Annotated in this window: 14 protein-coding genes and 1 pseudogene; 10 read left to right on the top strand and 5 right to left on the bottom strand. The window is 65.5% G+C overall.

Annotation, left to right across the window (positions count from 1 at the left end; translation table 11 throughout):
- A pseudogene (locus N5D45_RS17135) lies at window positions 1–234 on the top strand (hypothetical protein); the annotation flags it as partial.
- A gap of 55 nt (window positions 235–289) precedes the next feature.
- Here N5D45_RS17135 and N5D45_RS17130 read toward each other — a convergent pair.
- The 3 genes from N5D45_RS17130 to fdnG are packed head-to-tail and all read right to left on the bottom strand — an operon-like array spanning window position 290 to window position 4,930.
- Complete coding sequence (locus N5D45_RS17130) at window positions 290–937, bottom strand: formate dehydrogenase subunit gamma (protein ID WP_043400330.1); 648 nt, start codon at window positions 935–937, stop codon at window positions 290–292.
- Window positions 934–1,851, bottom strand: coding sequence for a formate dehydrogenase subunit beta (gene fdxH / locus N5D45_RS17125; protein ID WP_010484042.1), 918 nt, complete (start codon window positions 1,849–1,851; stop codon window positions 934–936). The genes N5D45_RS17130 and fdxH overlap by 4 nt, the downstream gene beginning before the upstream one ends.
- Window positions 1,852–1,861: 10 nt before the next feature.
- Entirely contained in the window at window positions 1,862–4,930 is a 3,069-nt protein-coding gene (gene fdnG, locus N5D45_RS17120; protein ID WP_279939336.1) for a formate dehydrogenase-N subunit alpha, read from the bottom strand.
- Between the two features lie 290 nt (window positions 4,931–5,220).
- On the opposite strand from fdnG, the gene gmk reads away from it, so the two are divergent.
- From gmk to recG, 5 genes are all read left to right on the top strand, one after another.
- Entirely contained in the window at window positions 5,221–5,886 is a 666-nt protein-coding gene (gene gmk, locus N5D45_RS17115; RefSeq protein ID WP_010484044.1) for a guanylate kinase, read from the top strand.
- 110 nt (window positions 5,887–5,996) lie between these two features.
- Window positions 5,997–6,296: a DNA-directed RNA polymerase subunit omega gene (rpoZ, locus tag N5D45_RS17110; RefSeq protein WP_005410877.1), complete on the top strand. Its 300-nt coding sequence runs from the start codon at window positions 5,997–5,999 to the stop codon at window positions 6,294–6,296.
- A gap of 105 nt (window positions 6,297–6,401) precedes the next feature.
- Window positions 6,402–8,564, top strand: a complete 2,163-nt coding sequence (locus tag N5D45_RS17105) for a bifunctional (p)ppGpp synthetase/guanosine-3',5'-bis(diphosphate) 3'-pyrophosphohydrolase (RefSeq protein ID WP_279939335.1) — start codon at window positions 6,402–6,404, stop codon at window positions 8,562–8,564.
- A 196-nt stretch (window positions 8,565–8,760) separates the two neighbouring features.
- A complete protein-coding gene (locus N5D45_RS17100; protein ID WP_057502248.1) occupies window positions 8,761–9,147 on the top strand; it encodes a RidA family protein in 387 nt (128 codons plus the stop codon).
- A gap of 7 nt (window positions 9,148–9,154) precedes the next feature.
- Entirely contained in the window at window positions 9,155–11,266 is a 2,112-nt protein-coding gene (recG, locus tag N5D45_RS17095) for an ATP-dependent DNA helicase RecG (RefSeq protein WP_197598258.1), read from the top strand.
- A gap of 173 nt (window positions 11,267–11,439) precedes the next feature.
- Here the strand turns inward: recG and N5D45_RS17090 are convergent, their stop codons facing one another.
- Entirely contained in the window at window positions 11,440–12,768 is a 1,329-nt protein-coding gene (locus tag N5D45_RS17090) for a Fic family protein (RefSeq protein ID WP_057502246.1), read from the bottom strand.
- A 227-nt stretch (window positions 12,769–12,995) separates the two neighbouring features.
- Here N5D45_RS17090 and N5D45_RS17085 point away from each other — a divergent pair, with 227 nt between their 5' ends.
- The 4 genes from N5D45_RS17085 (at window position 12,996) to N5D45_RS17070 (ending at window position 17,199) form a co-directional block, all read left to right on the top strand.
- Complete coding sequence (locus N5D45_RS17085) at window positions 12,996–13,934, top strand: nucleoside hydrolase (RefSeq protein ID WP_010484048.1); 939 nt, start codon at window positions 12,996–12,998, stop codon at window positions 13,932–13,934.
- Window positions 13,935–14,022: 88 nt separating this feature from the next.
- Window positions 14,023–14,265 (top strand): type B 50S ribosomal protein L31, encoded by a 243-nt coding sequence (locus N5D45_RS17080; protein ID WP_010484049.1) that lies wholly within the window; start codon window positions 14,023–14,025, stop codon window positions 14,263–14,265.
- 296 nt (window positions 14,266–14,561) lie between these two features.
- The gene (locus tag N5D45_RS17075) at window positions 14,562–15,839 is read left to right on the top strand and encodes a citrate synthase (RefSeq protein ID WP_279939332.1); all 1,278 of its coding nucleotides are present in this window, start codon (window positions 14,562–14,564) and stop codon (window positions 15,837–15,839) included.
- A gap of 292 nt (window positions 15,840–16,131) precedes the next feature.
- A complete protein-coding gene (locus tag N5D45_RS17070; protein ID WP_095379069.1) occupies window positions 16,132–17,199 on the top strand; it encodes a hypothetical protein in 1,068 nt (355 codons plus the stop codon).
- 215 nt (window positions 17,200–17,414) lie between these two features.
- Here N5D45_RS17070 and N5D45_RS17065 read toward each other — a convergent pair whose 3' ends face one another.
- Entirely contained in the window at window positions 17,415–18,188 is a 774-nt protein-coding gene (locus N5D45_RS17065) for a helix-turn-helix transcriptional regulator (protein ID WP_197657302.1), read from the bottom strand.
- Between the last annotated feature and the right edge of the window lie 29 nt (window positions 18,189–18,217).

Raw genomic sequence — 18,217 nt, 5'->3', positions numbered from 1 at the left:
ACTCTACAAAAACCGGTTTCGGTCGTTGCCATGTTCATCGTGTCGACCAAGGTCGACACCCACCAAGAGCAGCTCATGCCATTCCGACAGCAGCGGGAAACTGTCGAAGGCGGGGTGGGTCCGGTTGCGGGTGTGTCCGCGGCATGGATGCCGCGGCCAAGCCCCCAAGGACGGGTTTACGGCGTCCCCCGCAACCGGACCCACCCGGCCACCCCTCAGGAAGCCAGCTTTTGACGTTGACGTTGACGTTGACGTTGCCTCTGCGGGTGCAGGGCCGCAGGCCCTGCCGCTACCCCTCTTCCCGGCGCCCGCGCAGGATGTCCCGGAACCACTGCCGGTGATGCTTGTACGCCCACCCGTAGGTCACCTTGCCCTGGGTCATCGCCCGCACCGACCCCTTGATCCAGATCGCCGCATAGATGTGCACCACGATGGCGCAGATCAGCACCCAGCCGAACAGCGCATGGGCAAGTACCGAGAAGCGGATCACCCCGATCGGGAAGAAGTGGCTGAAGTACTGCCGCCAGATCACGAAGCCGGTCAGCAGCAGCGCCGACAGGCATCCGATGATGGCCCAGAACAACAGCTTCTGGCCGGCATTGAAACGGCCCACCGGTGGCAGCTTCTCATCCTCGTTGCGCAGTACATCGCGCATGCCGCGCATCCACGCGCGGTCGTCGGCGGTCGGCAGGTTATCGCGCCACATGCGGAAGGCCAGCAAGGCAAAGCCCACCACCATGGCCAGGCCAACGAACGGGTGCAGGATGCGCGTCCACGGTCCACCACCGAACAGCTGGGTCAACGGGAACAGAGCAGGGTGGAACAACGCCAACCCGGACAGCGCGGTCAGCACGAAGCAGATCGCCACGATCCAGTGATTGATGCGGGTCGGCGCACGGTAGCGGATGATCTGGCGCGGGTGCGGGGCGTACTTCATGGCCGCTGCTCCTCTTCGATCTGCTTCGCCTCGTGTTCGGCTTCCTCTTCTTCCTCGTCATTGACCGTGTTGCGGCCGATGCCGATGTAATGCAGGAAGCCGGCGAAGGCGGTGGCGGCGATCGCCAGCACGCCCAGCGGCTTGGCCACGCCCTTCCAGACCTCCACCATCGGGCTGATGCGTGGGTCCTTGGGCAGATCGGCGTACAGCTCGGGCTTGTCCACATGCTGCAGCACGTACATCACGTGGGTGCCACCCACGCCCTGTGGGTCGTACAGGCCGGCGTTCTCGTAGCCGCGCGATTTCAGGTCTTCCACACGGCCGGCCGCATGCTCGGTCATCGCCTGCTTGCTGCCGAAGGTGATCGCGCCGGTCGGGCAGGTCTTCACGCAGGCCGGTTCCTGGCCCACCGCCACCCGGTCCGAACACAGCGTGCATTTATAGGCCTTGTGGTCCTTCTTGGAAATGCGCGGCACGTCGAACGGGCAACCGGTCACGCAGTAACCGCAGCCGATGCAGTTTTCTTCCTGGAAGTCGACGATGCCGTTGGCGTACTGGATGATCGCGCCGGGCGATGGGCAGGCCTTCAGGCAGCCCGGATCGCTGCAGTGCATGCAGCCTTCCTTGCGGATCAGCCACTCCAGCTTGCCCTTCTCGTCCTCGTACTCGCGGAACTTCATCACCGTCCACGACTGGTCGCTGAGGTCCGGCGGATTGTCATAGCTGCCAACGCAGCTGCCCACTTCGTCGCGCAGGTCGTTCCACTCCATGCACGCGACCTGGCAGGCCTTGCAGCCGATGCATTTGCTCACGTCGATCAGCTTGGCAACCTGGCCGGTGTGCGCGCTGCGCGCCTGTGGCGAGGGCGTGGTGGTGGCCGAGCGGCGGATGATGTCCAGCGATTGCAGTGACATGGCGTGTCTCCTACACCTTCTCGACCTTGACCAGGATGCACTTCGATTCGGGCGTCTGCGAGTTGCCGTCACCGATGGCGTTGGTCAGCGTATTGGCGATGTAGCCGGGTTTGGCCGCACCGAGGAAACCCCAGTGGATCGGAATGCCCACCTGGTGCACGGTCTTTCCATCGATCTGCAGGGCCTTGATGCGCTTGGTCACCATCGCAACGGCTTCGATATGGCCGCGCTTGGAACTCACGCGCACGCGGCTGCCGTTGTTGATGCCCAGCTCGTCGGCCAGTGCAGCACCGATTTCGACGAACTGTTCGGGCTGGATGATGGCGTTGAGCTTGCCGTGCTTGGTCCAGAAGTGGAAATGCTCGGTCAGGCGGTAGGTAGTGGCCACGTGCGGGAACTCGTCCGGCGAACCGATCTGGGCACGGTCGCTGGCGAACACGCGCGCGGCCGGGTTGTTGAGCGTCTGCGCCTGGCCCGGGCTGAGCGGGTTGCTGCGCAGCGGAGTATCGAAGGGCTCGTAGTGCTCCGGGAACGGGCCTTCGGCCATGCCGGCCTTGGCGAAGAAGCGCGCGATGCCTTCCGGGTTCATGATGAACGGGCCCATGCCGCCGGCCGGGTCTTCGTCGGCCTTGAAGTCCGGCACGTCCACGCTGCCCCAGTTCTTTCCGTTCCAGGCCAGCAGCGTGCGCCGCGGATCGAAGGGCTGGCCGGCCACGTCGCACGAGGCGCGGTTGTACATCACGCGGCGGTTGGCTGGCCACGCCCAGGCCCAGCCCAGCGTGTTGCCGATGCCGGTGGGGTCGCTGTTGTCACGCCGCGCCATCATGTTGCCGGTCGGGCCCCAGGCACCGATGTAGATCCAGCAGCCAGAGGCGGTGCTGCCGTCGTCGCGCAGGTCGCCGAACGCAGCCAGCTGCTCGCCGGCCTTGCGCACCAGTTTGGTCGGGTCCTTCGGATCGAACACGTCGGCCAGCGCCTTGCCGTTGTATTCCATCGCCAGTTCTTCCGGCGTCGGCAGTTCCGGGTTGGAATACTTCCAGGCCAGGTCGCGCACCGGCTCCCACCACGCACCGCCGTCCTTCTCGTACATCGCTTTGATGCGATGGAACAGCTCGGACATGATCTCGATGTCGCTGCGCGCTTCGCCCGGCGGATTGGCCCCCTTCCAGTGCCACTGCAGCCAGCGCGAGGAGTTCACCACCGCGCCGTTCTCCTCGGCGAAGGAAGTGGTCGGCAGGCGGAACACTTCGGTCTGGATCGTGCTCGGGTCGACGTCGTTCAGCGCGCCGTGGTTCTGCCAGAAGGCGATGGTCTCGGTTTCCAGCGGGTCCATGCTGACCATGAACTTCAGCTTGGAGAACGCACTGATCAGCTTGCCCTTGTTCGGCGCCGAGGCCAGCGGATTGAAGCCCTGGCAGATGTAGCCGTGGATCTTGCCTTCGTTCATCAGCTCGTACGCCTGCAGCATGTCGTACGGCTTGTCGAGCTTGGGCAGGTGGTCGAAGCACCAGTTGTTGTCGGCGGTGGCAGCGTCGCCCCACCACGACTTCATCAGGCTGACGTGGAACTTCGGGTAGTTCTGCCAGAACGACATCTGGTTGGCGCGCAGGGGCTTCTGCGTGCGCTTGGCGATGTAGGCGTCGTAGTCCTGCTCGTCCTGCTTCGGCAGCGTCAGGTAGCCTGGCAGCAGGTCGGACATCAGGCCGATGTCGGTCAGGCCCTGGATGTTGGAATGCCCGCGCAGCGCGTTCATGCCACCACCGGCCACGCCGATGTTGCCCAGCAGCAACTGCACCATGGTGCCGGCGCGCACGTTCTGCGCACCCACCGAGTGCTGCGTCCAGCCCAGCGCGTACAGGATGGTCATCGCCTTGTCCTTGCCGGCGGTGGACGCGATCATCTCCCAGACCTGCCGGATGCTGTCGGCGGGCGTGCCGCAGATGCGCTCGACCATCTCCACGGTGTAGCGCGCGTAGTGCTGCTTGAGCAGGTTGTAGACGCAGCGCGGGTCCTTCAGCGTCGGGTCGCTGCGCACGAAGCCATCGTCACCGTAGGCATAGTCCCAGCTGGAACGGTCGTAGCTGCGCTTTTCTTCGTTGTAGCCCGAATACAGGCCGTCCTTGAAGGCGAACTCGTCCTTCACCAGGAACGACATGTCGGTGTAGTTCAGCACGTACTCGTGCTGGATGCGGTCCTCGGTCAACAGGTAGTTGATCAGGCCGCCCAGGAACACGATGTCGGTACCGGTGCGGATCGGCGCGTACACGTCGGCCACCGCGGCCGAGCGGTTGAAGCGCGGATCGACCACGATCAGCCGGGCCTTGTTGTGTGCCTTGGCCTCGGTCACCCATTTGAACCCGCACGGGTGCGCCTCGGCGGCATTGCCACCCATGATCAGGATCAGGTCGGCATTCTTGATGTCGACCCAGTGATTCGTCATCGCACCACGGCCTAGCGTCGGGGCAAGACCTGCCACCGTCGGGCCGTGTCAGACACGTGCCTGGTTGTCGAATGCCAACATGCCAAGGGAGCGGACGACCTTGTGGGTCAGCACCGCGGTTTCATTGCTGGTGGCCGAGGCTGCCAGCATGCCGGTGGTCAGCCAGCGGTTGACCGTCTGCCCGGCCTCGTTCTTCTGCACGAAATTGGCATCGCGGTCTTCCTTCATCAGCCGTGCGATGCGGTCCAGTGCATCGTCCCAGCTCAGCCGCTTCCACTCGTTCGAGCCCGGCGCGCGGTACTCGGGGTAGAGCAGGCGCGACTTGCTGTGGATGATGTCGGCTAGGCCGGCACCCTTCGGGCACAGCGTGCCGCGGTTGACCGGATGGTCCGGGTCGCCTTCGATATGGAAGATGCTCGGCTCGGCGTTCTTGGCGCCATCGCCGAGGCTGTACATCAGGATGCCGCAGGCCACCGAACAGTAGGTACAGGTGTTGCGGGTCTCGGTCGCGCGGGTCAGCTTGTACTGCCTGACCTCCGCGAGCGCGATGCCGGGCGCGAAGCCCATCAGTGCCAGACTGGAGCCGACCAGGGTTGTCCCGGTCACTTTCAGGAACTGGCGGCGGCTCATCGATGGCATGCCGTTCTCCTGGGATGGCGGGGAGGCGCAGGCCTCCGGGCTGTCGTTGGGTACGGCCCGGTTATAGCACAGGCCCCCGCACGCCCATGTGGCACAAGGCCCGGCGCCTGCCGGGCGGGCGCGCAACGGGGCGGCTCTGGTAAAGTTGCGTGCCCGCCCCCGGGGAAAGCGTCTGCCGGGCCTGGTTCCAGGATGTTCCGCGCAGCCCCCGCCGTCCTGGCGCGATCCTCCGCGCCGGATCTGGAACATCGAGGAAAAATTTTGCGAAATCAACCCGTTGGATCCCCCGCATGAGCGCACCGTCGAAGCCGTCGGAGGCCGTTGCGCGCGGCACGCTGTACATCGTTGCCGCCCCGTCCGGTGCCGGCAAGAGCAGCATCGTCAATGCCACCCTGGCGCGTGACCCGCAGATCGCCCTGTCGATCTCCTTCACCTCGCGTGCGATGCGCCCGGGTGAAGTGAACGGCCAGCACTACCATTTCGTCTCTGCGGAAAAGTTCGAGGAAATGATCGCCGCCGGCGACTTCTTCGAGCATGCCTGGGTGCATGGCGACTGGAAGGGCACCGCCCGCCAATCAGTTGAACCGCAGCTGGCCGCCGGCCAGGACGTGCTGCTGGAGATCGACTGGCAGGGCGCGCAGCAGGTGCGCCAGCTGGTGCCGGGCACGGTCACCGTGTTCATCCTGCCGCCGTCCAAGCAGGCCCTGCAGGACCGCATGCGCAAGCGCGGCCAGGACAGCGAGGCGGTCATCGCCCAGCGCCTGGGCGCGGCCCGTGACGAGATGCTGCACTTCAACGAGTTCGACTACGTCATCGTCAACGAGGTGTTCGACACCGCCGTCGACGAGCTGTGCGCCATCTTCACCGCCAGCCGCCTGCGCCGGGAGGCCCAGAAGGTCCGCCACGCCGGCCTGATCCAGGCCCTGTTGACCCCTGATTCGGGCGCAACTGACTGATTCCAAAAGAATCGGGTGAGGGTTGGCTTGATTTTGTCCAGCCCCTGCCAGTACACTCCGTCCCCTTTCCCTCATTCGACTGAGCGGCCGACCGGTCGCCGGGAGCCCGTATGGCCCGCATCACCGTAGAAGATTGCCTGGAAGTCGTTAACAACCGTTTCGAACTGGTCATGATGGCTTCCAAGCGTGCCCGCCAGCTCGCCAACGGCGTGCAGGCCACGCTGGACAACAGCGAGACCGAGGACAAGCCGACCGTGCTGGCGCTGCGCGAAATCGCCGCCCGCAAGATCGACAACGCGCTGATCGACGAAGTCGAGAAGGCCGAGCGTGAGCGCGCCGAGCGCGAAGCGCTGGAGTGGGCCGCCGCCGAAGTGGTCGCCGACGAAGACATGTCCAAGAACGACGATTGATCGCATCGATCAACGTCATTGCTGGATCGCCGAACAGCCCGCCCCGTGCGGGCTGTTTCGCATTCAGGATTTGCCGTAAACGTCGCGCTGGAATAGGCTTCGGGCATGAACCCAGGCCCCACTGCCAAGGTCGCCGCAGCCCCCGCTGCCGCCGTACCCGACTACGTCCTCCAGCTTGAACGCGCCGCCCATTACCTGCCGCCGGAACAGCTGCCGCTGTTGCGCCGCGCCTGGGAAGTCGGAGCCGCCGCGCACGCTGGGCAGACGCGCAAGTCGGGCGAGCCCTATATCACCCATCCGGTGGCCGTGGCCCAGGTGCTGGCCGAGCTCGGCCTGGACGTGGAAGCGCTGATCGCCGCGATCCTGCACGACACCATCGAAGACACCCCGCTGACCCGTGAGGCGCTGGCTGCCGAGTTCGGCGAAGCCGTGGCCGAACTGGTCGACGGCGTGACCAAGCTGGACAAGCTGAAGTTCCGCGACCGCAAGGAAGCGGCCGCCGAGAGCTTCCGCAAGATGCTGCTGGCAATGTCGCGCGACCTGCGCGTGATCATGATCAAGCTGGCCGATCGCCTGCACAACATGCGCACGCTGGGCGCGCAGAGCCGCGAAGCGCGCGGCCGCATCGCCCGCGAGACGCTGGAGATCTATGCGCCCATCGCCCAGCGCCTGGGCATGAGCCTGGTCAAGAGCGAGTTGCAGAACCTGGGCTTCAAGGCGCTGTATCCGTGGCGCCACGCGATCCTGGAAAAGCACATCCGCAGCCAGCCGGTGGTACGCCGTGAAGCGCTGGCACAGGTGGAAGTTCAGCTGTCGCAGCGGCTGGCGAAGGAAGGCATCGAGCACCGCCTGGTCAGCCGCATCAAGACGCCGTGGAGCATCTACAACAAGATGCGCGACGAGAACAAATCCTTCGACCAGGTGATGGACGTGTTCGGCTTCCGCCTGGTCGTGCGCAGCGTGCCCAGCTGCTACCACGCGCTGGGGTCGGTGCATGCCACCTTCAAGCCGCTGGATGGCCGCTTCCGCGATTTCATCGCCATTCCCAAGGCCAATGGTTACCAGTCGCTGCACACGGTGCTGTTCGGGCCGTATGGCTCGCCGATCGAAGTGCAGATCCGTACCGAGGAAATGGACCTGATCGCCGAACGCGGCGTGGCCGCGCACTGGACCTACAAGTTCGGCGGCGATTCACCCAACAGTGCGCAGAGCCGTGCGCACGCCTGGATCGTCGAACTGATCGATTCGCAGCGTGCTGCCGGTTCCTCGCTGGAGTTCCTCGACAACGTCAAGGTCGACCTGTTCCCGGACGAGGTCTACCTGTTCACCCCGAAGGGCAAGATCCTGGCGCTGCCGCGCAACTCCACCGCGCTCGATTTCGCCTACGCCGTGCATACCGACGTCGGCAACATGGCCGTGGCCTCGCGCGTGGACAAGAAACTGGTGCCGCTTCGTACCAAGCTGGTGTCGGGCCAGTCGGTGGAGATCATCACCGCACGCTCGGCCACGCCGAAACCGCAGTGGCTGGAATTCGTGGTCACCAGCAAGGCGCGCACCGCCATCCGCCACCAGCTCAAGCAGCTGGAGCACGAGGACGCCGTGCAGCTGGGCCACCGCATGCTCGACCGCGCGCTGGAAGCGATGGATTCGTCGCTGGAACGGCTGCCGAAGGGGCGCCTGGATGCGTTCCTGGCCGAGCATCGTTTCCCACGCCTGGAGGCGCTGCTGGCCGAGGTCGCACTGGGCAACTGGATGCCGACCCAGGCCGCGCAGGCGCTGATGGCCTACGCCGAACTGCGTGGCGGCCCGCATTCGCGCCACCACTCGCAGGAAAAGATCCTGATCAACGGCAGCGAGCGCGGCGTGGTCACCTTCGCCGGCTGCTGCCAGCCGATTCCCGGCGACGAGATCATGGGCTACCACACCGCCGGCAAGGGCATCGTGGTGCACCGCATGGACTGCCCGAACCTGGCCGAACTGCGCAAGTCGCCCGAGCGCTGGGTGCCGATCGGCTGGGACACCACCGTTTCCGGCGACTACGACACCTCGCTGGTGGTGGAAGTGGAGAACGGCACCGGCGTGCTGGCGCAGCTGGCTGCCGCCATCGCGCAGAGCCATTCCAACATCGAGCGCGTGGATTACCTGGACCGCGACTTCAACGCCGCCGTGCTGGCGTTCAACATCCAGGTACGCGACCGCAACCACCTGGCCGAAGTGATGCGCCGCCTGCGCCGCTTGTCGGTCGTGCAATCGGTACGCCGGCAGTAGAGCCACGCCATGGGTGAATGCTTTCTGTAGAGCCGAGCCCATGCTCGGCTGCTCCAGCCCGAGGCAGCCGAGCATGGGCTCGGCTCTACAGACGGCGCATCACATGACCGGATTGCCGTAGATCCACGCCATGCGTGGATGCACCCCCAGCCGGTACAATCAGCGCTCTGTTTTCCCCCAAGCACCGGAGCGACCCATGTCCCGCCAGATCATCAACACCGAAAAGGCTCCCGCCGCCATCGGCCCGTACTCGCAGGCCGTGCGCGCCGGCAACACCGTGTACTTCTCCGGCCAGATCCCGCTCGACCCGGCCACCGGCGACATCGTCGGCGCCGGTGACGTCGAAGCACAGGCCCGCCGCGCCTTCGACAACCTCAAGGCCGTGGCCGAAGCCGCCGGCGGATCGCTGGACAAGGTCGTGCGCCTGGGCCTGTACCTGACCGACCTGGGCGAGTTCGCCAAGGTCAACGCGGTCATGCAGGACTACTTCAAGGCCCCGTACCCGGCCCGTTCCACCATCGAAGTCTCCGGCCTGCCGAAGGGCGCCAACTTCGAGGTCGACGCGGTGATGGTCATCGACTGACCGCCACGTGGCACGCAAGGCGGCGGTCACCCCGGTCCTGTCACCGTCCGGCGAAGCATCCCTGGCGATGCTCGCGGGCGTCGGTCCGGCCGTGGCCGCCAAACTGCAGGCGCGTGGCCTGGCCACCCTGCAGGATCTCTGGCTTCATCTGCCGCTGCGCTATGAAGACCGGACCCGGCTGACCCGCATCGAAGACCTGCGCAACGGCGTGCCGGCGCAGGTGGAAGGGCGGGTGGTCGCGGTCGAGCGCGGCATGCGCTACCGGCCGATGCTGAAAGTGGCAGTGGAAGACGAAGGGCAGGGCACCCTGGTGCTGCGCTTCTTCCACTTCCGCCAGCAGCAGGTCGGCCAGTTCGCGGTCGGCAACCGGCTGCGCTGCTTCGGCACGCCCAAACCGGGCCAGCTCGGCCTGGAAATCGTCCACCCCAGCTACCAGGTACTGGGCCGCAACGACGATCCCGAACTCGGTGACCGCCTCGACCCGGTGTATCCCACCGTCGAAGGCGTCGGCCCGATGACCATGCGCAAGCTGATCGGCCAGGCGCTGGACCGCCTGCCCGAGGAAGGCACGCTGGAACTGCTGCCCAGCGGCTGGCTCGATGGCCTCGGCCTGCCGTCGCTGCGCAGCGCGCTGCTGACCGTGCACCGGCCGCCGCCGGATGCCGACCTGGCCGCGCTGGCGGCCGGCACTCATCCAGCGCAGCGTCGCCTGGCGATGGAAGAGCTGCTGGCCCATCACCTCAGCCTGCGTCGCCAGCGTATCGCGCTGCAGGCGCATCATGCGCCGCCGCTGGCCGGCCCCGGCAAGCTGGCCAAGGCGCTGCTGAAGCAGCTGCCGTTCGCCCTGACCGGCGCACAGGCGCGCGTGTTCAAGCAGATCCGCGAGGACCTCGCGCGCCCCAGCCCGATGCTGCGGCTGGTGCAGGGCGATGTCGGCTCCGGCAAGACCGTGGTCGCCGCGCTGGCGGCGATGCTGGCGGTGGAGCAGGGCAAACAGGTTGCGCTGGCAGCACCGACTGAGCTGCTGGCCGAACAACATCTCAACAATCTGCGCGGCTGGCTGGAACCGCTCGGCGTGCGCATCGCCTGGCTGGCCGGCAAGGTCACCGGCAAGGCGCGCGCCAAGGTGATGGAGCAGGTCGCCAGCGGCGAAGCGCAGGTGGTCGTGGGTACCCACGCGCTGATGCAGGAGGCGGTGGTGTTCCAGGATCTCGCCCTGGCCATCGTCGACGAGCAGCATCGCTTCGGCGTGCACCAGCGGCTGGCGCTGCGTGACAAGGGCGCAGGCGGCAACAGCGTGCCGCACCAGCTGGTGATGACCGCAACACCGATTCCGCGCACGCTGGCGATGTCCGAATACGCCGACCTGGATGTCTCGGCCATCGACGAACTGCCGCCGGGCCGCACCCCGGTGCAGACCGTCGCATTGAACAACGATCGTCGCCCGGAGCTGATCGAGCGCATCGCCCTGGCCTGCCAGGAAGGGCGGCAGGTGTACTGGGTGTGCACGCTCATCGAGGAAAGCGAAGAGCTGGACGCTACGCCCGCGCAGGCCACCTACGAATCGCTGCAGGCGCTGCTGCCCGGCGTACGCGTGGGGCTGGTGCATGGCCGCCTGAAAGCTGCGGAAAAGCTGGCCACGATGGTGGCGTTCAAGGCCGGGCAGATCGACCTGCTGGTGGCGACCACCGTCATCGAAGTGGGCGTGGACGTACCGAACGCCTCGTTGATGGTGATCGAGAACGCCGAACGCCTCGGCCTGGCCCAGCTGCACCAGCTGCGCGGCCGTGTTGGCCGCGGTTCGGCGGTGTCGCGCTGCGTGCTGCTGTACCAGGCACCGCTCTCGCAGATGGCACGCGAGCGCCTGCAGACCATGCGCGAAACCAACGATGGTTTCGTCATTGCCGAAAAGGATCTGGAACTGCGCGGCCCCGGCGAACTGCTCGGCACCCGCCAGACCGGCCTGGCCGGTTTCCGCATCGCCGACCTGGCCCGCGATGCCGGCCTGCTGCCCGGCGTGCACGACCTGGCCGAGCGCCTGCTGGCCCAGCAACCCACGCTGGCCGACCGCGTGGTGCAGCGCTGGATCGGCACCGCCGTGCGTTACGCCTCGGCATAATGCCGCCTTGGTGGGTGTGGACCTTGGTCCACACATCCACGCATGGCGTGGATCTACTGTAGAGCCGAGCCCGCGCTCGGCTGCTGTTCGCGCTGCGCGCGGGAGTCGAGCATGGCTCGTCTCCACAGACGGCGCTTTCGATCATCCTCCCGTCATCCACGTATGGCGTGGATCTACAACACCAAGCGTTCCGAAAGGCCGGGAAGCACGAGATACTCGGAGGCCTTCCCGACGCGCTCTTTGCTGACAAGTCCGGCAGCCACCAATCCATTCAGATCCTTCAATGCGGTCGGATAGGTAATGGTGTGTGCCGCCTGGTGGCTGGCGACGGTGTAGGTCCGGTCAGGATCTTTCAGCGCGTTGGCCAGCAACGCGCGCTGACGGTGATTGAGCTGCATACCGCCAAGCCGGGCGGTTCGCAACATACGTCGCGCCGCTTGATCCTCTGCATGCTTCCTGGCGATGTAGGCATGCAGTCCCTGGATCGATTGCTCAATGGCCTCCAGTTGTTGCGCAACGAAGTAGCCAAGATCCCGGTTGTCACTTTCGGTGTACAGGTAGGCCCGCATGTACTTGCCTGGAGACTTCTTCAGCACGCTGGAAATGGAGAAGTACTCGGTCATCCAGTACCCGGCATTCATCATTGCCCAGTAGAACAGTGCGCGCGCCGTACGGCCATTTCCATCCACGAAAGGATGGTCATAGCCAATCTGGAAATGTAGTGCGATGGCTTTGGCGACGGGATGCACGAACGGTGTGCTTTCTTCATTGATGAACGTGCACAGCCGCTCAATCCGTGCAGGCACTTCCTCGGCCGGAGGAGGGGTGTGCAGAAGCGTAGGCGGTGAGCCGCGATCGAAGATCGCAACGTTGTCTTCGGCGGTTCTGAAACGCCCGCTGTCGGTTGGCAGCTCCAGCGTGCCGTCGGTGAGGATGCTGTGCAGTTCCAGAATCTCGCCGGGAGTGATCGGGCGTATGCCGCGCTCGCGGATCACGTTCATTGCCACGTAGTTGTTGTAGATCATGCGCTCGGACTGGTCGCGCGGCGCGCGGCCCGTGCTCAACATTTCCTTTGCCACGGCCCGCGTGGTCGAGGCGCCCTCCAACTGCGATGAGGTCATCGCTTCCTCAATCAGCGACCGGATCATGAACCGTCCTTGGCCGCTGGCAGCATCCACACCCTTCACCGAGCCTGCGGCCTCCCGGTCAATGTAGTGCAGGTGCCGCTGCATTGAATCGGTAAGTGCGAGCTTGAAGGGTTGCTGCGTCTTGTCCAGCAACAGCGGCAGCGGCTTCAGCAATGCTGCGCGCGTCCACGTGATACCCAGCCACCACTGCTCCGCGTTCAGGCCTGCCGGTGGCGCTCTGTGGCGCACCTTGTCCCAGTGCTCATAGGCGCCGTTCACCTCTGGCCCAATCCGGGCGTCCAGTATGGTACCGAGGGTCTCAATGTACTTCCGGGTGAGGGTTGCCAGATCGGGAGCTGGCATGGGCAGCTTCATGGCGGATTTCTATAAAATATGTATTACTTTTTATAGCAGGTGATGTTGAGCGCTCCAAGCGTGCTCAATCAAAATCTGTTCATTTTTGTGAAAGAGTCGGGCGGGGCCGTTAGTGGCGGGCAAGGGAGCCCACGCTCTCCCCGACACCTTATGCCGTTGGGATAGTGCGGTATTGCAACGGTCATCATCCCGGTCCACACTTCGTTGCCGATCTGAAGACGGCAACGATGACCCACAAGATCCCGCTGTTGATCGACACCGACCCCGGTGTGGACGACGCCCTGGCCCTGCTGATGGCCTTCGCCGATGAACGGCACGACGTGGTCGCCCTGACCATCGCCGCCGGCAATGTCGGCCTCGAATACACCGTCCGCAACGCCCTCAAGCTCTGCGACATCGTCGGCCGCGCCGACGTGCCGGTGTTTGCCGGCAGCCCGGATCCGCTGCTGCATCCCTCCGTTGACGCTGCCCACGTGCATGGCCGTGACGGCTACGGCGACGTGGACCTGCCGCCGCCGAGCCGCCAGGCCGAAGCCGAGCACGCCGCACTGGCCATCCTGCGCCTGTCGCACGAGCACGCCGGCGAACTGATGCTGGTGATGCTCGGCCCGCTGACCAACCTCGCACTGGCACTGAAGCTGGACCCGACCCTGCCACAGCGCATCAAGCGCATCGTGGTGATGGGCGGCGCGGTCACCTGCCACGGCAACATCACCCCGGCCGCCGAATTCAACATCGCCTTCGACCCGGAAGCGGCGCACGTGGTGTTCACCTCGTTCAAGCACCTGCTGGTGTCGGACTGGGAAGCTACCGTCGCCCATGGCCTGCCGCTGCAGGACGCCGAGAAGTGGCTGCAGGCCGATTCCGATCGCGCCCGTTTCTACGAGCTGATCTCGCGCAAGACCCGTGGCCTGTCCGAAGACAGCAAGGGCGGCCGCTGGTACACCGCCGATGCGGTGGCCATGGCCTGGGCGCTGAACCCGGAAGGGCAGCTGCGGGTCGAGTCGCGCCCGCTGAACGTGGAGCTGAACGGCACGTTCAGCCGCGGCGCCACCATCGTCGACTGGAACCGCCAGACCGGCCAGCCGGACAACTGCGATCTGCTGATGGCCTACGACCAGCAGCGTTTCGAGGCCCTGGTGCGCCAGGCCCTGGGCGCGGACTGAAGCCGATTGACCCGCACCGGTTGCCCCGAGCGGCAACCGGTGCTTATAATGCCGCTCTTGACCACCAGCCCATTTACGGTGTGAGCCCATGAAGGCCGATATCCATCCGAACTACCGCGACGTCGTCTTCCATGACGTCACCTCCGATTTCAAGATCCTGACCCGCTCGACCATGGCGACGAAGGAAACCATCAAGTGGGAAGACGGCAACGACTACCCGCTGGTGAAGGTTGAAATTTCCTCGGCTTCGCACCCGTTCTACACGGGCAAGCACAAGGTCATCGACACCTCGGGCCGTATCGACAAGTTCCAGAAGCGCTACGCGCGCTGATCTGTCGATCCAGCTTCGAACCAACGGCCGCGCTCTGCGCGGCCGTTTGTTTTTCCCCAACGCCAACCCAACGGGCGTTTGGATGGACGGAACACTGCGTTCGTGTGACAACACTTTTGCCGATCCGGGCCGCTCAACGGCCGGCGTCTGGTCGCCTGTCGTATACGACTTCTGTCTAGCGCCGGGCAAATGCTGCTGTGCGATAATGACCTGATCCCCGGCACAGGCCGAGGACGTCATTCACGTGCCTGACCAATGCGCTTGGGCAGGCGCCTTCCCATGAAGGAGCGCACACAGTGTCCGATCTTGATCAGGTCACGCTCAACGCCGGCGATAAGTCGGTCGTTCTGCCCGTCATCAAACCCACCCTTGGCAACGACTGCGTCGACATCGCGAAGCTGACCAAGGAAACGGGGTATTTCACCTACGATTCCGGCTTCACCGCGACGGCCAGCTGCAAGTCCGCCATCACCTACATCGACGGCGACAAGGGCGTGCTGCTGTACCGCGGTTACCCGATCGAACAGCTGTCGGAAAAGTCGAGCTACGTCGAAGTGGCCTACCTGCTGATCAACGGCGAGCGCCCGAGCGCCGAGCAGCTGAAGGCCTTCACCGATGAGCTGGCTGCCGAAGCCAACGTCGACGATTCGATCAACACCCTGATCGGCAGCTTCGCCAAGGATGTCCATCCGATGGCGATCCTGACCGCCGCCATCGCGCAGCTGTCGGGCATCTATCACGCCTCGCTGGACCTGTCCGACGCCGAACAGCGCCGCCAGGCCGCCGTGCGCCTGATCGCCAAGGTGCCGACCCTGTCGGCGCTGATCTACCGCCACGGCAAGGGCCTGCCGGCCAACAAGCCGGACACCTCGCTGGGCTATGTCAGCCGCTTCCTGAAGCAGACCTTCGAGTCGGCTGACGGCCAGTACGATCTGAACCCGGACGTGGTCAAGGCGCTGGACCTGCTGTTCATCCTGCACGCCGACCACGAGCAGAACGCCTCGACCTCGACCGTGCGCCTGGTCGGTTCGACCGGTGCCAACCCGTACGCGTCGGTCGCCGCTGGCGTCACCGCGCTGTGGGGTCCGGCCCACGGCGGTGCCAACGAGGCCGTGCTGAAGATGCTGGAAGAGATCGGCACTGCCGACAACGTCGAGTCCGCCGTGGTCAAGGCCAAGGACAAGACCTCCGGCTTCCGCCTGATGGGCTTCGGCCACCGCGTCTACAAGAACTTCGACCCGCGCGCCAAGGTCATCGGCGAGATGACCAGCAAGGTGCTCAAGCAGCTGGGCGTGCAGGATCCGCTGCTGGACGTGGCCGTGAAGCTGGAACAGGCCGCGCTGCAGGACGAGTACTTCGTCGCCCGCAAGCTGTACCCGAACGTCGATTTCTACAGCGGCATCATCTACAAGGCGCTGCAGATCCCGACCGAAATGTTCACCGTCATGTTCGCCCTGGGCCGTACCTCCGGCTGGGTGTCGCATTGGCTGGAACAGCAGGTCGACCCGGAAATGAAGATCGGCCGTCCGCGCCAGGTCTACACCGGCAGCGACGTGCGCGACTACCAGGGCTGATCGCCCGCGTAGGTTGTGCCGAGAACGCCCCGCATCCGCGGGGCGTTTTTTTTTGCGCGGACCTGGTAGGTGCGGACCGTTGGTCCGCACGATTTCGGCGCCCGCGAAAAATCGTCCACGCATGGCGTGGATCTACCACCGCATCCGCCTTCGGTAGGTGCCAACCTTGGTTGGCACGCGCTTCACCGCGCCAAGACCGCGTGATTCAAGGGTCTCGCCAGCTTCACGACCGCTCGCGCAGCCTCAGGACGCCAGCTGCATCCGCAGCACCTGAAATGGAGCGTCCATCCCGATGAGTACCCGATTCGACCCACCCGAGCGCGGCCCGCTTGGTCCCGACGTCGCCACTGTCGTCACCGCCCCCATCGTCGCGCCTCCCTGCGAAAGCGCCGTTTCCTGGGGCGCGATTTTCGCCGGTGCCGCCGCTGCCGCCGCACTCTCCCTCATCCTGCTCATCCTCGGTGTCGGCCTTGGCCTCTCCTCGGTGTCGCCGTGGTCGTTCGAAGGCGTCAGCAAGGAAACCTTCGGCTGGTCCAGCATCGCCTGGCTCACCTTCACCGCACTGGCCGCCTCCGGCCTGGGTGGCTACCTGGCTGGCCGCCTGCGCACCAAATGGACACAGATCCATGGCGATGAAACCTATTTCCGCGATACCGCGCACGGCTTCGTGTCGTGGGCCGTGGCCACGCTGCTGACTGCGGGCCTGCTGACCTCGGCCATCGGCGGCGTGCTCGGCACGGGCGCGAAGGTGGCCGGCGCCACTGCGGGCGCCGCTGCATCCACGGCCGGCGTTGCCGCCGCAGGTGCCGGTAGCGCTGCCGGCGCGGCTCCGGAAGGCGACCTCAACTACTGGGTCGATTCGCTGTTCCGCAGCGCGACCAGCGCAGGGCCGTCTGATCCGACAGCGCCGCCGCCGGGTGCGCCGATGGATCCGAATGCTCCCTCGCCGCCGCCGGCCGCTAGTGTCGGCCCGCGCGACGCGCGCATGGGTCCGCCGCCACGCCCGATGCCGGGCAACGGCCCGGTGGGCGACCGCCGCGAAGTCCGCGCCGAAGTGAACCGCATCATCGTCAACAGCCTGCAGGGCGAGGGCTTGGACCCGGCCGACAGCCAGTACCTCTCGCAGCTGATCGCGGGCGAGACCGGCATGAGCCCGGCCGAAGCGCAGGCCCGTGTGACCGATGTGCAGACGCGCATGCGTGCCGCGCTGGAGAAGGCAAAGACCACCGCCAAGCAGGCGGCCGACGATGCCCGCAAGGCCGCAGCGTATGCCGCGCTGTGGCTGTTCATCACCCTGCTGATCGGCGCGTTCTTCGCCAGCCTCAGCGCCACCTGGGGCGGCCGCCGCCGCGACCTTTGAACGAGGAGACCTGAGATGAAAATGATTCTGCTCTGGCTGTTGGGCGTGCCGATTCCGCTGCTGATCCTGTACGCAATCTTCTTCTGAGATTGCATCGTTGAGTGGGACCCGTCAGGCCGCCGCACGGCGGCCTGATGCCATCCCGTCGTGCGTGAGCATGTGTCTGCAGCGTCGAGCTCTGCTCGACGCTACAAAAGCAAGACGCGGCAGCTGAACTACGACTGCGCATACCGGCTCGGCGAACACCCCAGCGCACGCCGGAAGGCCGCGGAAAATGCACTCGGGCTTGCATAGCGAAGGTCCAATGCCACACGGGTCACCGCCTGCCCCTGTCCCAGCCGCTCGATGGCCGCCAGCAGGCACACCTGCTGCCGCCACTCGGCAAAACTCACCCCGGTATCGGCGCGGAACAAGCGGGTGAACGTACGCCGGCTCATGCCTGCGTCGGCCGCAACGTCATTGAGGCGGGCCGCCAGCGAGGGAGTATCGAACAGGGCACGGCAGACACGTGCAAGGCGTGCATCCGAAGGCAGGGGTGCGTGCAGGGAAAGTGCCGGCATCGACGCGATCTCCGCTGCCAGCAGCTGCATCAGTTTGCCTGCCCGCCCGTCCTCGTCGTACAGCGCAGGCAGATCCACGGCGGCCTCCAGCAACTGTCGCAACAACGGCGATACCGCATACACGCGGCACTGCATTGGCAGCGCCACCGCCATCGCCGTCCCGACAGAGAGAAAGGCATTGAGCATCGTCACCGGACCGCGCATCGTCATCTCATGCGCCAGGCCTGCAGGTACCCAGCAGGCACGCTGCGGTGGCACCAGCCAGCGTCCCTGTGGCGTCGTCACGCTGATGGTGCCGCGCGCAGCGAACGCGAACTGCCCGCGTCGATGGGCATGGCGGGGAAACGTGAACTCGGCTGCGTAGTCGTTCGAGGTGACCACGACATCGCGTGGCAGGTCTTCGTACGGATCAAGCAGCGAATGGCGCATGGCCCGGATTCTATAGTCATTGACCCGTC

The organism is Stenotrophomonas sp. GD03819 (genome assembly GCF_029841665.1).
Lineage (GTDB): Bacteria > Pseudomonadota > Gammaproteobacteria > Xanthomonadales > Xanthomonadaceae > Stenotrophomonas > Stenotrophomonas geniculata.
Note: the sequence above shows the minus strand (reverse complement) of the source record. Positions and strands in the feature narration are given on the sequence as shown.